Here is a 15,341-nt window from a genome sequence, read left to right on the forward strand (position 1 = left end):
TCAGTTCCCCTCGCTGGTGGTATTGCGGCGCAGCTCGTTCAGCGGCAGATAGGGCACGACGCCATTGCCGCCGCCTTCGGTCCCCACGATCGAACTGTCGAGGATGGTCTTGTCGATATCGCCCAGAACCCGCTCCATCGTCTCGAGATAGAGACGCTTGCGCGTGACGTCCTGTGCTTTGGAATATTCCGTCAGAACCGACGTGAACCGGCTCGCGTCACCCTGCGCTTCGTTGACCACGCGGGCGCGGTAGCCCTCTGAATCCTCAAGAATTTGCGCGGCCTGACCACGCGCTTCGGCGAGGGCCCGGTTGGCGTAGGCATCCGCCTGCCGTTGCAGCCTGTCGCGCTCCTGCTCGGCGGCCTGCACCTCGCGGAAGCTGTCAATCACCTCGTTCGGCGGATCCGCCTTGTCGAGGTTGACCCGAACGATCCGGATACCGCTGTCATATTCATCCAAGGATTCCTGAATGTTCTGCATCGCCGTATCCGCGATGATCCCACGATCCCGGTTGAGGATCGGCGCAAGGTTCGACGCGGCGATGATCTCGCGCATCACCGATTCCGACACGGCCTGCACCGTCAGTTGCGGATCGCGGATATTGAACAACAGCTTGCCGGGATCAGAGATATTCCACACCACCTGAAACCCGATATCGACGATATTGGCATCCGTCGTCAGCATGAGACCCTCTTCGCGCGCGCCGGTGCTGCGGCCAACGTCTTCGGTCCGTTCCGACGTCACATTGACGATCTCTGCCGTGACCAGCGGCCAAGGGGCAAAGTTCAGACCCGGATTGCCGGTCTTGTAATATTCACCCAGAAACAATTCGACCGATTGCTCCTCCGGCTTGACCGTGTAAACGCTGGCAAAGACCCAGAGCGCCACAGCCCCCAACACAGCCAGACCAACCGTGCCCTTGCCGAATTGTGGCCCGTCGCCGGTGCCGTTGCCCCGGTTGCCGCCGCCACGCCCGCCCATCAGAACGCGAAGCTGATCCTGACCCTTGCGCACCAATGCGTCGATTTCAGGCAGTTGCGGTCCTCCCTCGGGGGGGCGCTTTCCACCCCCTGTGTTGCGGTCGCGGTCATCGCCGCCACCGCCCGAATTTCCGCCGCCGCCCCACGGGCCGCCAGAGTTTCCAGCCATACGTATGTCTTCCCTTGTTGTCCTGCCGCTCCCGGCTTGGTTCATTACCTGTGCAGCACAGGTGAAAAATCAAGCGGTGCGCACAGGCGTTTTCATCGTCACCAGTTCTTCCGACATGGTCGGATGCACCGCCACGGTGCGGTCAAAATCCTCTTTTGTTGCCCCCATCTTGACGGCAATGCCGGCAAGCTGGATCAATTCCCCCGCACCGGGTGCTACGATATGACACCCCAGCACTTTGCGGGTGGCCTGACTGACGATCAGTTTCATCAGCACCCGGTCGGGCCGTCCGGCAAAGGCGGTCTGCATGGGCCGGAACGAGGTGGCATAAACCTCGATCGCCTCTTGGTCGCGCGCCTCTTCCTCGCTCAGCCCCACCGTGCCCATCTCGGGCTGAGTGAAAACCGCCGTGGGGATGAGGGTGGTGATCGACCGGTGTCGGGTTGCCCTTGAACACCGTCTCGACAAAGGCTATTCCCTCGCGGATCGCCACCGGCGTCAGGTTGACCCGGTCGGTCACATCGCCAATCGCATAGACCGACGGCACGCCGGTCTGGCTATAGCTATCGACCAGGATCTCACCCTTGCGCCCGACCGCCACGCCCGTGGCCTCGAGGCCCAGATTTTCCGTGTTGGGCGTGCGCCCGGTGGCAAACATCACCTGCTCGAACACCGCCTCGCTGCCGTTGGTGCCGGTCACGCGATAGCCGCCCTCAACCACGTCCATCGCCTCGATATTGGTGCCCAGATGCAATTTTATCCCAGAGGCGATCATCTCCTCCGACACGAGGCCGCGCGCCTCGTCGTCAAAACCGCGCAGGACTTGCGCGCCGCGATAGAACTGCGTGACCTGCACCCCCAACCCGTTGAGGACACAGGCAAACTCACAGGCGATATAGCCGCCGCCAATGATCAATATCGACCTTGGCAGCTTCTCCAGATGGAAAATCTCATTGCTGGTGATCGCATGCTCTGCCCCCGGCAGATCGGGTTTCACGGGTCGCCCGCCGGTGGCAATGAGGATATGCTTGGCGCTCAGCCGCGTGCCGTCGGCCAATTCCACCGTATGCGGATCGACCAGCGCGGCGCGGCAGTCATAGGTCTCGACCCCGTTCGTCTTGAGAACGCCGCGATAGACCCCTTCCAGCCGGTCCAACTCGGCATGCAGCTTGTCCCGGAACGTGGGCCAGTCGAACCCGCCCGCATGCACCGTCCAGCCATAGGCCTGCGCATCGGCCATCGCGCCGCGATATTCCGAGGCAAACACCATCAGCTTTTTCGGCACACAGCCGCGAATGACACAGGTGCCGCCGTAACGGTCCTCTTCGGCCAAGGCCACGCGCGCGCCGCTCTGTGCTGCGACCCGCGCCGCGCGCACCCCGCCAGAACCGCCGCCAATTACGAAAAGATCATAGTCAAACGCCATGTCGCTCCCTCAGTCCGTCAGATCACGAAAGAGATTGTCGGTCTCGACGAAATCGAGCCGATCTTCCTCGACCGTGCCCTCGTTGATGTCGCGTGTCTCGACCCGCCCATCGCCATAGCCCAGAATGACCACATCACAAATATCAAGGAACAGCCCGTTCTCCACCACCCCCGGCATCTGGTTGAGCGCCATCGACAGTTGATGCGCAGCACCAATCCGGCCCAGATGCAGATCGAGGATATAATTGCCCTCATCGGTGATAAACGGCCGCGCGCCATTCATCCGCAGCGAGGTGTTGCGTCCGAGCACATCCATATTGATCAGCAATTCCTCGACCAGCGATTTTGTGGTCTGCCAGCCAAACGGGATCACCTCAACCGGAAGGGGAAACGCGCCCAGCGTCTCCACTTCCTTGCCGACATCGGCAATCACGATCATCTGATCCGAGGCTGTCGCTACGATCTTTTCCTGCAAGAGCGCACCGCCGCCACCTTTGATCAGGTTGAGATTGCTGTCGAACTCGTCCGCCCCGTCAATCGTGAGATCCAGCCACTTGGCCTCATCCAGACTGATCACCTCAATGCCGACTTCCCGCGCCAATTCCGCTGTGCGCGTCGATGTCGGTACGCCGCGAATGCGCAACCCGCCCTCGCGCACCATCTCGCCCAAACAGCGCACCATCCAGGCGGCGGTCGATCCGGTGCCAAGACCCACGCGCATCCCGTCTTCGACGAAATCCACCGACCGCTTGGCGGCGACAAACTTGGCCTTGTCGATCGGCGACAATTCTCCGGTCATGGCAGCGACTCCCAGCATGTTTCGCAGGGGTTATATGAGAGATGCGGCGCAGGTGCGAGACCGAATTCGCCCCGGTTGTCCGCCCTGCGCCCGATAACCATTCTTAAACCCCTGCCGCGCTAGGCATTAATCCGGCATCAACCATAGGGGACCGCATGGTCGCGCACGCCTATACCGTGGCTTTTGAGGGGGTCGAGGCGCGGCCAGTCGAGGTGCAATGTGCCATCACCGCAGGCGTGCCGGCCTTCTCGCTCGTGGGCCTGCCCGACAAGGCGGTGTCCGAGGCCCGCGACCGGGTGCGCGCGGCGCTCTCCGCCATGGCCATCGCCCTGCCGTCCAAACGCATCACCATCAATCTCTCGCCCGCCGATATGCCCAAAGAGGGCAGCCATTTCGATCTGCCCATCGCGCTCGCCCTCTTGGCCGCCCTCGAAATCATCCCGCATGACGCGGCAGAGGGCACCACGGCCCTCGGAGAACTGTCGCTCGACGGCACACTCATCGCGGTGATCGGCGCGCTCCCCGCCGCCATGGCCGCCGCCGAGGAAAACCGCATCCTGCTTTGCCCCAAATCCTGCGGCCCCGAGGCGGCATGGGTCGGCGCGGTGCAGGTGATCGCCGCCGCCTCGCTCACCGATGTCGTGCGCCACTACACCGGACAGGCGCTCATTGCTGCCGCGAACCCCGGCGAGGTGATCGCCGCCCCCGCCACCCGCGACCTGCGCGACGTCAAGGGGCAGGAGCGCGCCAAACGCGCGCTCGAGATTGCCGCCGCCGGGCGTCACCACCTGATGATGATCGGCACGCCCGGCTCCGGCAAATCCATGCTCGCGGCGCGCCTGCCCGGCATCCTGCCGCCGCTCTCCGCGCCCGAGGCGCTCGAAACCTCGATGATCCATTCCCTCGCGGGGCTGCTGACCGAGGGCGGCATCAACCGTGCGCGCCCCTTTCGCGAGCCGCATCACACCGCCTCGATGGCCGCCATCGTCGGTGGCGGGCGCAGCGCCAAGCCCGGCGAAATCAGCCTCGCGCATAATGGCGTGCTCTTCATGGATGAATTCCCCGAATTCCCCCGCACCGTGCTCGAAACCCTGCGCCAGCCGATCGAGACCGGCGAGGTCATGGTTGCCCGCGCCAATGCGCATGTGAAATATCCCTGCCGTTTCATGCTTGTAGCCGCCGCCAACCCCTGCAAATGCGGCTATCTCTCGGACCCGAATCGCGCCTGCTCGCGCGCGCCCAACTGCGGCGAGGATTACATCGGCCGCATCTCCGGCCCCCTGATGGACCGCTTCGATCTGCGCGTCGAGGTGCCCCCCGTCGCCTTCTCCGATCTCGATCTGCCCGCCTCCGGCGATGCCTCGAGCACGGTCGCAGGCCGGGTCGCGGGGGGGCGGGCGGTGCAGGCGGCGCGCTTTGCCGGCCACGCCCATATGCGCCTCAACGCCGATGCCGAAGGGGCGGTGCTTGACGACATCGCCACCCCCGATCCCGAAGGTCGCGCGCTCATCACCCGCGTCGCCACCCGCTTTGGCCTCACCGCGCGTGGCTATCACCGCGTCCTTCGCGTCGCGCGCACCATCGCCGATCTCGACGGCTCTGTGGATGTCCGCCTGCCGCATGTCGCCGAGGCGGTCAGCTTTCGCGTGGCCGGTCTCAAAGAGACCTGATCCACCCCGCCAGATCGCGCAGGCTCGCCCCCGCTTCGGGCAGGACATTGTGAAAGAGGGGCCAGACATGCGGATGATCGGGCTTGACCGAGAGTACGCTTTGCACGCCCTGCACCTCCAGCGCGGCCTGCATCCGCAGGGCATCATCGCGCAGGATTTCCGTATCGCCCACCGTCATCCACACCGGCGGTGCGCCGGTGAAACGGCCAAAGAGCGGCGAGGCGCGCGGATCGCGCGGGTCATCTGTGCCCAGAAACATCTCCAGCATCTCGCCGATTCGACCTGCGGAGAGCACACAATCGCGCGTGTCATTCTCGATCACCGAGGCCCCGGAATAGGTCATATCCGTGAGCGGCGAAAAGGCAAAGACGCCCAAGGGCGGGGCGAGATCTTGCGCCAGAATCTCATGCAACAGCGCCAGCGCCAGCCCGCCGCCTGCACTATCCCCGCCGATGATCACATCCTGCGCGGCCCGGAGCGCACGGTACGCGGCCAGCGCATCCTCGATCTGCGCCGGAAAGGGATGCTCGGGCGCCAAGCGATAATCAGGCAGGCAAGCGGGCAGGCCTGTCAACGCCGACAGCTTGGCCAGCATCGCCCGATGGGTGGTCGAGGTGCCAAAGACATAGGCCCCGCCATGGAAATAGAGGAGCACGGGCGCAGGCCGCGCACCACGGGCCTGCGCCCATTGCACCGGCACCCCGCCCAGCATGTCGCGCTGAAACATAGTGCCGAAGGGGGCATGAAAATAGAGCCGCGACTTGAACGCAAAGGACCGCCGGAGGCGGTCCTTGTCATGGCGCGCCAGCGCCGGTTTCTCGAACCAGCGCAGGTGGCGGTTCAAAAGCCGAAGCTGCCAACTCATGCCCGCCGCCGCGCCTCGATCGCCTCCCAGACCTTGGTCGCGATGTTCACCCCGTCGAACCGCTCCAGCTCTTGAATGCCGGTGGGCGAGGTCACGTTGATCTCGGTCAGGTAATGACCAATCACGTCAATCCCCACGAAAACCTGTCCCTTTTCGCGCAAGAGCGGACCAATCGCGGCGCAGATTTCCAGATCCCGCTCGGTGAGTGCAACCTTCTCGGCGCGTCCGCCCACATGCATGTTGGACCGCGTCTCGCCTTGGGCGGGCACGCGGTTGATCGCGCCGACGGCTTCTCCATCCACCAGAATCACCCGCTTGTCGCCCTTGCTCACGGCAGGCAGGTATTTCTGGACAATAAGAGGCTCGCGGCTGAACCCGGTGAACATCTCATGCAGGCTGGCGAGATTGCGGTCGCTCTCGGGCAGGTGGAACACGCCCGCGCCGCCATTGCCATAGAGCGGCTTGAGGATCACATCGCCATGCCGCGCCCGAAACGCCCGGATCGTGTCCAGATCGCGGGCAATCGCGGTGGGGGGCATCAGGTCTGGAAAATCGAGAATCAGCAGCTTCTCGGGATAGTTCCGCACCCAGAACGGATCATTGACCACCAATGTTCCGGGGCTCAGACGCTGCAATATATGCGTCGTGGTGATGTAGAACATGTCAAACGGCGGATCCTGCCGGAGCCAGACCACATCGAACTCTGCCAGATCGACCGTCTGTTCCTCGCCCAGCCTGAAATGGTCGCCCTGAACCCGCTGCACCGTCAGCGGCCACCCCCGTGCCGTGACCCGCCCCTCGTCATAGGCCAGCCGGTCGGGCGTGTAATAAAACAGCTCATGCCCCCGCGCCTGCGCCTCTTCCGCGAGGCGAAAGGTGCTGTCTCCGTTGATATTGATCGGCCCGATCGGGTCCATCTGAAAGGCGATTTTCATGTCCTGCCCCTTTTTTCGGTCTCCCGCTTACATGCGGCATGACGGGCGGGCACGCAATTCAGAAATGGCCAAAGGCATTCTCGAGTATGCGCACATCGCCCCGGCCATCGACGATCCCCAGATCAAAGCGGACAGGGGCCTTTTGCCCCTCGGGCAAAAGGCCCAGATATTCCGACGCCGCCGTATAGATCCGCCGCATTTGCCCCTGATGCAATCGCTGCAATGCCAGATCAAAACTGGCCGCTTGCTTGACCTCGCAGAACACATAGGTATCGGGCGCACGCAGGATCATGTCGATCTCACCGCTTTGCCCGCGCCAGCGCTGATGCAAGAGGGATGCCCCCCGCCGCTCATAGGCGCGCAAAACACTCGCTTCCGCCGCCTGACCCGAGAGATAGGCCCGCCGCCCCCGGTCCTGACGGCGCAAGACATCTGGGGCCAGCACAATCGCCGCCACGCCAACCGCCTCAAAGTCAAATGCCAGTTGTCGCATCTCTTACTCCGTCTCTTCTTGCCTGCCCTTTGCCAAAAGCAAGGCGCGTTGATAGACCTCACGCCGCGGCGTGCCCGTCTCTGTCGCCACCAGATCCGCCGCATCGCGCACAGAATGCCCTTGCAGCGCCTCCAACACCATCTGGTCTAAATCAACTTCCCTAATTTTCTCCAAACTTCCGCGATCAATAATCACGACAATTTCGCCCTTTGGCGGCGCATCGGCCCAGATCTGCGCCAATTCCTCCAGCGTTCCGCGCCGGACCTCCTCGAATTTCTTGGTCAGCTCGCGGCAGACTGCGGCGGATCGTGTCCCGCCCAGCACCTCGGCGGCATCGCGCAGCATGCCCGCCACCCGCTTGGGTGATTCGTAAAAGGCCAGGGTTGCGGGCACCCCGGCCAACTCCTTCAGCACCGCCTTGCGCTTCGAAGCGGTGTTGGGCAGGAACCCGGCAAAGAGAAACCGATCGGTCGGCAATCCGGCGAGCGTCAACGCCGTGATCACCGCCGAGGGTCCGGGGGCCGAGATGAGGGTATAGCCCTCCGCCACCGCCGCGCGTCCCAGATCAAACCCCGGGTCCGCGACCATCGGCGTCCCGGCCTCAGAGGCGTAGACCACCGATTGCCCCGCGTCCAGCGCCTCAAGGATCTTGGGCCGCATGCGCCCGCCATTGTGGTCATGATAGGCCCACATCGGGCGATCCCGGAGCGGGACGCCATGAATTTCCATCAGCCGGCGCAGGCTCCGCGTGTCTTCGGCCACCAACACATCCGCCGAGGCGAGAATGTCGAGCGCGCGCAGCGTGATGTCGCGCGCCGCCCCGATCGGGGTCGCGATAAGGTAAAGACCACCGGCCAGTTTCTGCTCTATGGGATTCACCACTGGACCCGCTCCGTATGACCGTTATGATTGCCCGCAATCGCGTCTGGCCACAGGCAAACCGCAAAAAAGGGAGTGAGACCTGACCATGTTCGCCGTTTTACAAACGATCCGCAAGCCGTTCGCCCGCCCTCTCCTGGTTCTGGCCGCTCTCGTGCTGGCGGCTTGCCAACCGATTTCGGTCGCCACACCCGGCGGCGGCACCGCGCCCTCCGGCTCTGTGCCCGTGGCGCTCCTCGTGCCACATGGCAGCGGTGACGCCCAAGAGGCGCAGTTGGCGCGCGATCTGGAAAACGCGGCGCGGCTCGCCGTCTCGGACCTCGCAGGCGTTCAGATCGACCTGCGCGTCTATGGCACGGCCGGTCAGGCTGGACAGGCGCAGCAGGCCGCCCTCAACGCCGCCGCAGATGGCGCGCGCATCATCATCGGGCCGCTGCATGCCGAATCGGCCAATGCCGTGGCGGTCGCCATGGCCCCGCGCAACATCAACGTGCTGGCCTTTTCCAACAACCCAACCATCGCGGGCGGCAATCTCTTCATCCTCGGTCAGACCTTCCAGAACACCGCCAACCGGCTCGCGAATTTCGCCACCCGTCAGGGGAAATCCCGCATCATGGCCGTCTATTCCGACAATCTCGCAGGGCAACTTGGCCGCGCCGCCATCGAACAGGCGGTGCGCGACAACGGGGCGACGTTGGCGGGTAGCGTCGGCTATGAGTTTTCCCAAACCGGCGTGATCGACGCCATCCCCAAGATCAAGACCGCCGCCGAAACCAATTCCGCCGACGCCATTTTCCTCACCGCCAACTCTGCCGGTGCCCTGCCGCTCTTTACCCAGATGCTGCCGGAGAACGGGCTTGGTCCCGACCGGGTGCAGTATATCGGCCTGTCGCGCTGGGATACCCCGCCGCAGACGCTCGATCTGCCGGGCGTGCAGGGCGGCTGGTTCGCCCTGCCGGACCCGGCCCGCGCCAACCAGTTCACCGGACGCTTCAGCGCCGCTTATGGCAACACGCCGCATCCCATCGCCAGCCTCGCCTATGACGGCATCGCCGCCGTGGGGGCGTTGGTGAAATCCGGCAGCCGCGAGGCGCTGGGTCGCAATGCGCTGACCCAATCGGCCGGGTTTCAGGGTGTCAGTGGCGTCTTTCGCCTGCGTCCCGATGGCAGCAATGAACGCGGCCTTGCCGTCGCCACCATCAGCGACAAGCGTGTGACCATCCTGTCGCCCGCCCCCCAGAGCTTTGGCGGGGCCGGATTTTGAACCACGCCTTTCTCTCGGCCTCTGAAACGGGTGCGAAACGCATAGCATGAGGCAGGCCATATCAGCGCGGGACGATCTGATCTGTCCGGCCGAGACGATTTTCGACATCCCCGCCGTCGCGGCGGAGATTGACCGCGCGGTGGCTGCGGCGGGCGGCGATATGGTCGCGCTGCGCCGTGCCGTCGTCACCTGCCTTGCGGCGCAAATCAAACAGGGCCGCGACGCCATTGCCACAGGGCTTGCGGCGCATCCCTTCGAGGCCCGCCCGACGACCCGCGCCTATTGCTGGCTCACCGATTGCGTGATCCTGACCACGCTCGACATCGCCACCCGCATCATGCACCCACTGCCCAACCCGACCGAGGCCGAGCGTATCGCCGTCTTTGCCGTGGGCGGCTATGGGCGTGGTGAAATGGCACCACATTCCGATGTCGATCTGCTCTTTCTCACGCCCTACAAAATCACCCCCTGGGCCGAGAGTGTCATCGAATCGATGCTCTACATGCTCTGGGATTTGCGCCTCAAGGTGGGCCATGCCAGCCGCACCATCCGCGACTGCCTGCGCTTGGGCGGGGATGATTACACCATCCGCACGGCGCTCTTGGAAAACCGCTTTCTGGCGGGCGAGGCGCCGCTGGCCGAGAAACTCAACCAACGCCTCTGGGACGATCTCTTCAAGGGCACCGAGCGCGCCTTTACCGAGGCCAAGCTGGAAGAACGCGACGCCCGCCATGAAAAGCAGGGCGAGCGCTATATGGTCGAGCCCAATGTCAAAGAGGGCAAGGGCGGATTGCGCGACCTGCAATCGCTGTTCTGGATCGCCAAATACCTGCACCGCGTCCGCGACGTCAGTGACCTTGTGGCGCTGGGCATGTTCACCCCCGAGGAATTCTCGACCTTCGCCAAGGCCGAGAATTTCCTCTGGGCGGTGCGCTGCCATCTGCACCTGATCATCGGGCGGCCCAATGACCAGTTGACCTTTGACATGCAGGTCGAGGTGGCGCAGCGCATGGGCTATGCCGACACCGCCGCCCGGCGCGGGGTCGAAATCTTCATGCAGGAGTATTTCCGCCATGCCACCTCGGTGGGCGACCTGACGCGCATCTTCCTGACCAAACTTGAGGCGACACAAGTCAAATCCCAACCGCTGTTGCAACGGCTTCTGCGCCGCCGCAAGACGCTGAAACAAGGCTATGTTGAGGTGCATGGGCGTCTTGGCATAGCTGATCCCAAAACCTTTCTAGCGGACCCGCTCAATCTTTTGCGGCTGTTTGAAGAGGGGCTGCGCACCGGCCTTTTGATCCACCCTGACGCGATGCTCTTGGTCTCCGCCAATATCCGGCTGATCGACGAGCGCATGCGCAACGACCCCGCCGCGCAAAAACTGTTTCTCGACCTGCTGCTGAAACACGGCAACCCCGAACGCGCCCTCAGACGCATGAATGAACTGGGCGTGCTCTCTGCCTTTATCCCGGAATTCGAACCCATCGTGGCGATGATGCAATTCAACATGTATCACCACTACACGGTGGATGAACACATCATCCAATGTATCTCGCATCTGGCTCAAATCGAACGCCGCGAGTTGATCGAGGAACTCCCGGTGTCTTCCTCCATCCTCAAGGAGGGGATCAACCGCCGCGTGCTTTACGTGGCGCTCCTCCTGCATGACATCGGCAAAGGGCGCGAAGAGGACCACGCCATCCTGGGCGCGCGCATCGCCCGCCGCGTCGGGCCCCGTCTGGGATTGAAGCCGCGCGAGGTGGACACCGTTGAATGGCTGGTGCGCTATCACCTCCTGATGTCCGACATGGCCCAGAAACGCGACATCGCCGATCCGCGCACCGTGCGCGATTTTGCCAAGGCAGTGCAGACCCGCGAGCGGCTTGACCTGCTGCTCTTGCTCACCGTCTGTGACATTCGCGGCGTCGGCCCCGGCACTTGGAACAATTGGAAGGCCTCGCTCCTGCGCGCCCTCTACCGTCAGACCCGCCGCGCCATGGAAGGCGGGCTTGAGGATCTCAACCGCGAACAGCGCGGCTCGGACGCCAAGCGCAATCTGCGCGAGGCGCTGCCCGGTTGGGACGCCAAGGATCTCAAACACGAGACCTCGCGCCACTATCCGCCCTATTGGCAGGGGCTGCATGTCACCGCGCATGTGGTCTTTGCCCGCCTCCTGCACAACCTGACCGAGGACGAGATTGCCATTGATCTGGCAATTGACGAGGACCGCGACGCCACCCGCGCCTGTTTCGCGCTGGCCGATCATCCGGGCATCTTCTCACGGCTGGCCGGGGCCCTGGCCCTCGTTGGGGCCAATGTGGTGGACGCGCGCACCTATACCTCCAAGGACGGCTTTGCCACGGCTGTGTTCTGGATACAGGATGCCGATGGCCACCCGTTCGAATCCGACCGCCTGCCGCGCCTGCGCAACATGATCCAAAAGACATTGAAGGGCGAGGTGGTCCCCCGCGAGGCCATCAAATCCCGCGACAAGCTCAAGAAGCGCGAGCGCGCCTTTCGCGTGCCCACCCATATCACCTTCGATAATGACGGGTCCGAAATCTACACCATCATCGAGGTCGATACACGCGACCGTCCCGGCCTGCTCTATGACCTCACCCGCACGCTCGCGGCCAACAACGTCTATATCGCCTCCGCCGTGATCGCGACCTTTGGCGAACAGGTGGTCGATACCTTCTATGTCAAGGATATGTTCGGGCTGAAATTCCACTCCGAGAGCAAACGCGCCGCCCTGGAACGCAAACTCCGCGCGGCCATCGCCGAAGGCGTGGAGCGCGCCACCACCTGACCGGGGCGGGGACGGGGGCAACGAAAGGGCAAATGTCATGCCGCGCCCAAAAACGCGCGGCGTTTGCCGCGCGGGGACTCGCCTCTTGCGCCACGCAAGTCCTTCGGCCTGATACGGCCCGACGCCGACGTACGTTTTCACCGCACAACCGTACGGCGCGGTTATGCGCCTTGTAGCTCGCGTTAAGCGGTGCTTGCGCCTGAACGAGGCGACAATCCCTAAAAACCTGCTCTGATCGGTGAATTTGATCATAAATTACTTGATCAAAATGACGTTTACACGCAAACGTGACGCTACGTGACGTCGTGTGAAAACCGGCGAAACGCATATATAAATAGGACAAATTCATGGAAAACATTGAACAATCTGTCGTTGCCCAGTGGAACGAGCTTCAACTTCAAGTCATCCGCGAGGGTGGCCCGGCCCCCACACCGACAACCTATCAACTCCATATCGTCAGCGCTGCCGTCTATGACGCCTATGCCGCCCTGTCCCCAAGCGCCTCCGGTCATTACTCCGAGATCGCGACATCGCTCGCAAATACCGAAGAAAACAAGGCCGAAGCGGTCAGTTTCGCAGCCTACACCGCGCTCGTCGCGCTCTATCCTGAGCGGACCGCCGATTTCGACGCGCTGATGCAAGACCTGGGTTACGATCCCGCTACCGCATCGACCGATCCCGAAACCCCCGCAGGTCTCGGCACCCTAGCCGCCCAAAACGTCTTCACCGCCCGCGAAACCGACGGCTCCAACGCAGAAAACGGGTTTGCCGACACAACGGGCTTTGTTCCGGTGAACGAGGCCGACCCGACCTCCGACCGCGCGCCCGGTGGTGAGAATTTCGATCCCAACCTGTGGCAGCCACTGCGCGAGGCAAATGGCACGCTGACGGATGTGAACGGCATTCCGATCTTTGACAATGACGACCCCAGCACCTTTAAGGATCAGGTGGCCCTGACCCCGCATTGGGGCGGCGTCGAGGGTTTTGCCCTGACCTCAGGCGACCAGTTCCGCCCGGCTCCTCCGCCACTCTTGGGCGATTTTTCCGAGTATACAGATGGGCTTGGCAATGTGACGACAGGCGATCAGGCCTACCGGGACCAGATCGCTCAAGTGCTTGAGATTTCCGCCAACCTCACCGATGAACAAAAGGTGATTGCCGAATATTGGGCCAATGGTCCGCGTGGCGAGACCCCTCCGGGGCATTGGTTCCAGATCGCCCAGGATCTCGCCCTGCGCGAAGGTCATGGGATCGACCAGGATGCCGAGATGTTCTTTGCCCTGAGCACGGCCATCCTCGATGCCGGGATCGCAACTTGGGAAGCGAAATACACCTATACCTACATCCGCCCCTACTCGGCCATTCGCGATCTCTTCTTCGATCAAGAGATTCAGGCCTGGGGTGGCCCGAATCAGGGCACGCAGACGATCCTTGGACAGAACTGGCTACCGTATCAGAATGTGACGGCACCTACGCCGCCCTTCCCGGAATTCGTCTCGGGTCACTCGACCTTTTCGATGGCCGCCGCGCGTACCCTTTCCGCTTATCTCGGCAGTGACACCTATTACGACGGAACCAGCCTCAGCAATTACGATCTTGATGGGGTCGAAGGTGTTGATGTGATTGGTGAATTTGTCACAAGCGATCTCGCCTTCGAGGATTTTGTTGCAGGCGGCGACCCGGTTGTGCTGCGGTGGGAAACCCTCACCGAAGCGGCCCAAGAAGCAGGCATGTCGCGTATTTTTGGCGGCATCCACATTCAGGATGGCAACCTGCGTGGCCTTGAGGTCGGTGAAAACGTCGCCGCCAACGCCGAAGTCCGGTGGAGCGCGCTTTTCAGCAACGGCGGGTCGGATTTCACTACCCTCTCCGATGACGGAGCCCTTGCCCTTGAGGGCGCTGGCAATGACAGCGTCGTCGGCGGTGCTGGTGACGACACGATCGAAGGCGGTGCTGGCGATGACGTGCTGGCTGCCAGCGATGGCAATGACAGCGTTCTCGGTGGGGATGGCAATGACCGGATCGGTGGCGGTCTGGGCAATGACACGATCGACGGTGGCACCGGCGATGACGTGATCGGCGCGGGCCAAGGCGATGACATCGCCGCAGGCGGTGACGGCAATGACGTGGTCAGCGGTGGTGCCGGCAGCGACACGCTGGGCGGTGGCGCTGACAATGACTCGATCTCTGGCAGCTTTGGCAACGACAGCATCGACGGTGGCGATGGCGACGACCTCATCGGCGGCGGCACCGGACAGGACACGATCCTGGGCGGTGCTGGCAATGATCAGGTCGGTGCCGGAGAAGGCGATGACGATCTCTTTGGCGGTGACGGCGACGATTTCCTCGCTGGTGGCGGGCGTGACGATCTCATCGACGGTGGTGCCGGAAACGACACGATCAATGGCGGCGCAGGCAATGACGTGATGACCGGCGGTGACGGTGTGGAACTCTTTGTGTTTAACGAGTTCGTCGCGGGCGATGTCGATGTCATCACCGATTTCGAAGTAGGCGTCGACAGCGTCCTGATTCGCGTCAACGATCTCGACAACGGCGGCAACGGGCTTCAGGGCTTCTTTGATGCTCTCGGCATCGTTGACACGTTCGCGGGTGCCCAGTTCAACGTCAATGGCAACGACGTGCTGCTCGAGTCCGTGCTCGCGGCGGATCTCACGATCGACAGCTTTAGCTTCCTCTGATCATGGGCGTGGGGCGGCGCAGGCGGCCCCCCTCTGACCCAGCGAAACGCGGATCACAGCAGACAAACCAAAGGCCCCGAAAGGGGCCTTTTGCATGCGGCTATCGTCTTAGCGAAGTCACTGGTCGGGCTGAGAGGATTCGAACCTCCGACCCCCTGCTCCCGAAGCAGGTGCGCTACCAGGCTGCGCTACAGCCCGACCGTGAGACAGGCGATTATACCGCGAGGCGGTGCATTGCAAGGGGTTTCGCGGTCTTTCGCCCGGACCTGCCAACCGGTCCGAAGGTCGGATTGACAGGGCGGGTGGGCAGGGCGTCTAAGGTGTCCTGAAACCACAGTGTTGCAGGCTCCG

General features: G+C 63.0%; 10 protein-coding genes, 1 tRNA gene and 1 pseudogene. 4 read left to right on the top strand and 8 right to left on the bottom strand.

What is annotated here, in order from left to right:
• The 3 genes and pseudogenes from hflK to rpiA all read right to left on the bottom strand — a co-directional run bounded on the left by hflK (position 1) and on the right by rpiA (position 3,373).
• A complete protein-coding gene (hflK, locus tag ROS217_RS10095; protein WP_009817626.1) occupies positions 1–1,149 on the bottom strand; it encodes an FtsH protease activity modulator HflK in 1,149 nt (382 codons plus the stop codon).
• Between the two features lie 69 nt (positions 1,150–1,218).
• A pseudogene (gor, locus tag ROS217_RS10100) lies at positions 1,219–2,575 on the bottom strand (glutathione-disulfide reductase).
• Between the two features lie 9 nt (positions 2,576–2,584).
• Positions 2,585–3,373 carry a ribose-5-phosphate isomerase RpiA gene (gene rpiA / locus ROS217_RS10105; RefSeq protein WP_040650512.1) on the bottom strand — a complete coding sequence of 263 codons (789 nt, stop codon included), beginning with the start codon at positions 3,371–3,373 and terminating at the stop codon, positions 2,585–2,587.
• A 155-nt stretch (positions 3,374–3,528) separates the two neighbouring features.
• On the opposite strand from rpiA, the gene ROS217_RS10110 reads away from it, so the two are divergent.
• Entirely contained in the window at positions 3,529–5,043 is a 1,515-nt protein-coding gene (locus ROS217_RS10110; protein WP_009817630.1) for a YifB family Mg chelatase-like AAA ATPase, read from the top strand.
• On the opposite strand, the gene ROS217_RS10115 is transcribed toward ROS217_RS10110, so the two are convergent.
• The 4 genes from ROS217_RS10115 to rsmI are packed head-to-tail and all read right to left on the bottom strand — an operon-like array spanning position 5,030 to position 8,218.
• On the bottom strand, positions 5,030–5,908 hold the full coding sequence (locus ROS217_RS10115) for an alpha/beta hydrolase fold domain-containing protein (RefSeq protein ID WP_009817631.1): 879 nt from the start codon (positions 5,906–5,908) through the stop codon (positions 5,030–5,032). The two genes, ROS217_RS10110 and ROS217_RS10115, sit on opposite strands and share 14 nt — an antisense overlap.
• On the bottom strand, positions 5,905–6,843 hold the full coding sequence (gene gshB, locus ROS217_RS10120; protein ID WP_009817632.1) for a glutathione synthase: 939 nt from the start codon (positions 6,841–6,843) through the stop codon (positions 5,905–5,907). Before gshB ends, ROS217_RS10115 begins: the two co-directional genes overlap by 4 nt.
• 58 nt (positions 6,844–6,901) lie before the next feature.
• The gene (locus ROS217_RS10125) at positions 6,902–7,336 is read right to left on the bottom strand and encodes a YraN family protein (protein WP_009817633.1); all 435 of its coding nucleotides are present in this window, start codon (positions 7,334–7,336) and stop codon (positions 6,902–6,904) included.
• A 3-nt stretch (positions 7,337–7,339) separates the two neighbouring features.
• Positions 7,340–8,218 (bottom strand): 16S rRNA (cytidine(1402)-2'-O)-methyltransferase, encoded by an 879-nt coding sequence (rsmI, locus tag ROS217_RS10130; protein ID WP_009817634.1) that lies wholly within the window; start codon positions 8,216–8,218, stop codon positions 7,340–7,342.
• Between the two features lie 85 nt (positions 8,219–8,303).
• Here rsmI and ROS217_RS10135 point away from each other — a divergent pair, with 85 nt between their 5' ends.
• The 3 genes from ROS217_RS10135 to ROS217_RS10145 all read left to right on the top strand — a co-directional run bounded on the left by ROS217_RS10135 (position 8,304) and on the right by ROS217_RS10145 (position 14,990).
• Entirely contained in the window at positions 8,304–9,479 is a 1,176-nt protein-coding gene (locus ROS217_RS10135; protein WP_009817635.1) for a penicillin-binding protein activator, read from the top strand.
• A gap of 46 nt (positions 9,480–9,525) precedes the next feature.
• Positions 9,526–12,291 carry a [protein-PII] uridylyltransferase gene (locus ROS217_RS10140; protein WP_009817636.1) on the top strand — a complete coding sequence of 922 codons (2,766 nt, stop codon included), beginning with the start codon at positions 9,526–9,528 and terminating at the stop codon, positions 12,289–12,291.
• A gap of 347 nt (positions 12,292–12,638) precedes the next feature.
• Entirely contained in the window at positions 12,639–14,990 is a 2,352-nt protein-coding gene (locus ROS217_RS10145; RefSeq protein ID WP_009817637.1) for a DUF6851 domain-containing protein, read from the top strand.
• Between the two features lie 121 nt (positions 14,991–15,111).
• Here ROS217_RS10145 and ROS217_RS10150 read toward each other — a convergent pair.
• A tRNA-Pro gene (locus tag ROS217_RS10150) sits at positions 15,112–15,188 on the bottom strand.
• Positions 15,189–15,341: the final 153 nt, after the last annotated feature.

Origin of the sequence: Roseovarius sp. 217 (assembly GCF_000152845.1) — a bacterium.
Taxonomy (GTDB): domain Bacteria; phylum Pseudomonadota; class Alphaproteobacteria; order Rhodobacterales; family Rhodobacteraceae; genus Roseovarius.

Excerpts from the sequence above, each read along its gene's own strand:
- hflK (WP_009817626.1), bottom strand. The coding sequence starts at position 1,149 with ATGGCTGGAAACTCTGGCGGCCCGTGGGGCGGCGGCGGAAATTCGGGC.
- rpiA (WP_040650512.1), bottom strand. The coding sequence starts at position 3,373 with ATGACCGGAGAATTGTCGCCGATCGACAAGGCCAAGTTTGTCGCCGCC.
- ROS217_RS10110 (WP_009817630.1), top strand. The coding sequence starts at position 3,529 with ATGGTCGCGCACGCCTATACCGTGGCTTTTGAGGGGGTCGAGGCGCGG.
- ROS217_RS10115 (WP_009817631.1), bottom strand. The coding sequence starts at position 5,908 with ATGAGTTGGCAGCTTCGGCTTTTGAACCGCCACCTGCGCTGGTTCGAG.
- gshB (WP_009817632.1), bottom strand. The coding sequence starts at position 6,843 with ATGAAAATCGCCTTTCAGATGGACCCGATCGGGCCGATCAATATCAAC.
- ROS217_RS10125 (WP_009817633.1), bottom strand. The coding sequence starts at position 7,336 with ATGCGACAACTGGCATTTGACTTTGAGGCGGTTGGCGTGGCGGCGATT.
- ROS217_RS10135 (WP_009817635.1), top strand. The coding sequence starts at position 8,304 with ATGTTCGCCGTTTTACAAACGATCCGCAAGCCGTTCGCCCGCCCTCTC.
- ROS217_RS10140 (WP_009817636.1), top strand. The coding sequence starts at position 9,526 with ATGAGGCAGGCCATATCAGCGCGGGACGATCTGATCTGTCCGGCCGAG.
- ROS217_RS10145 (WP_009817637.1), top strand. The coding sequence starts at position 12,639 with ATGGAAAACATTGAACAATCTGTCGTTGCCCAGTGGAACGAGCTTCAA.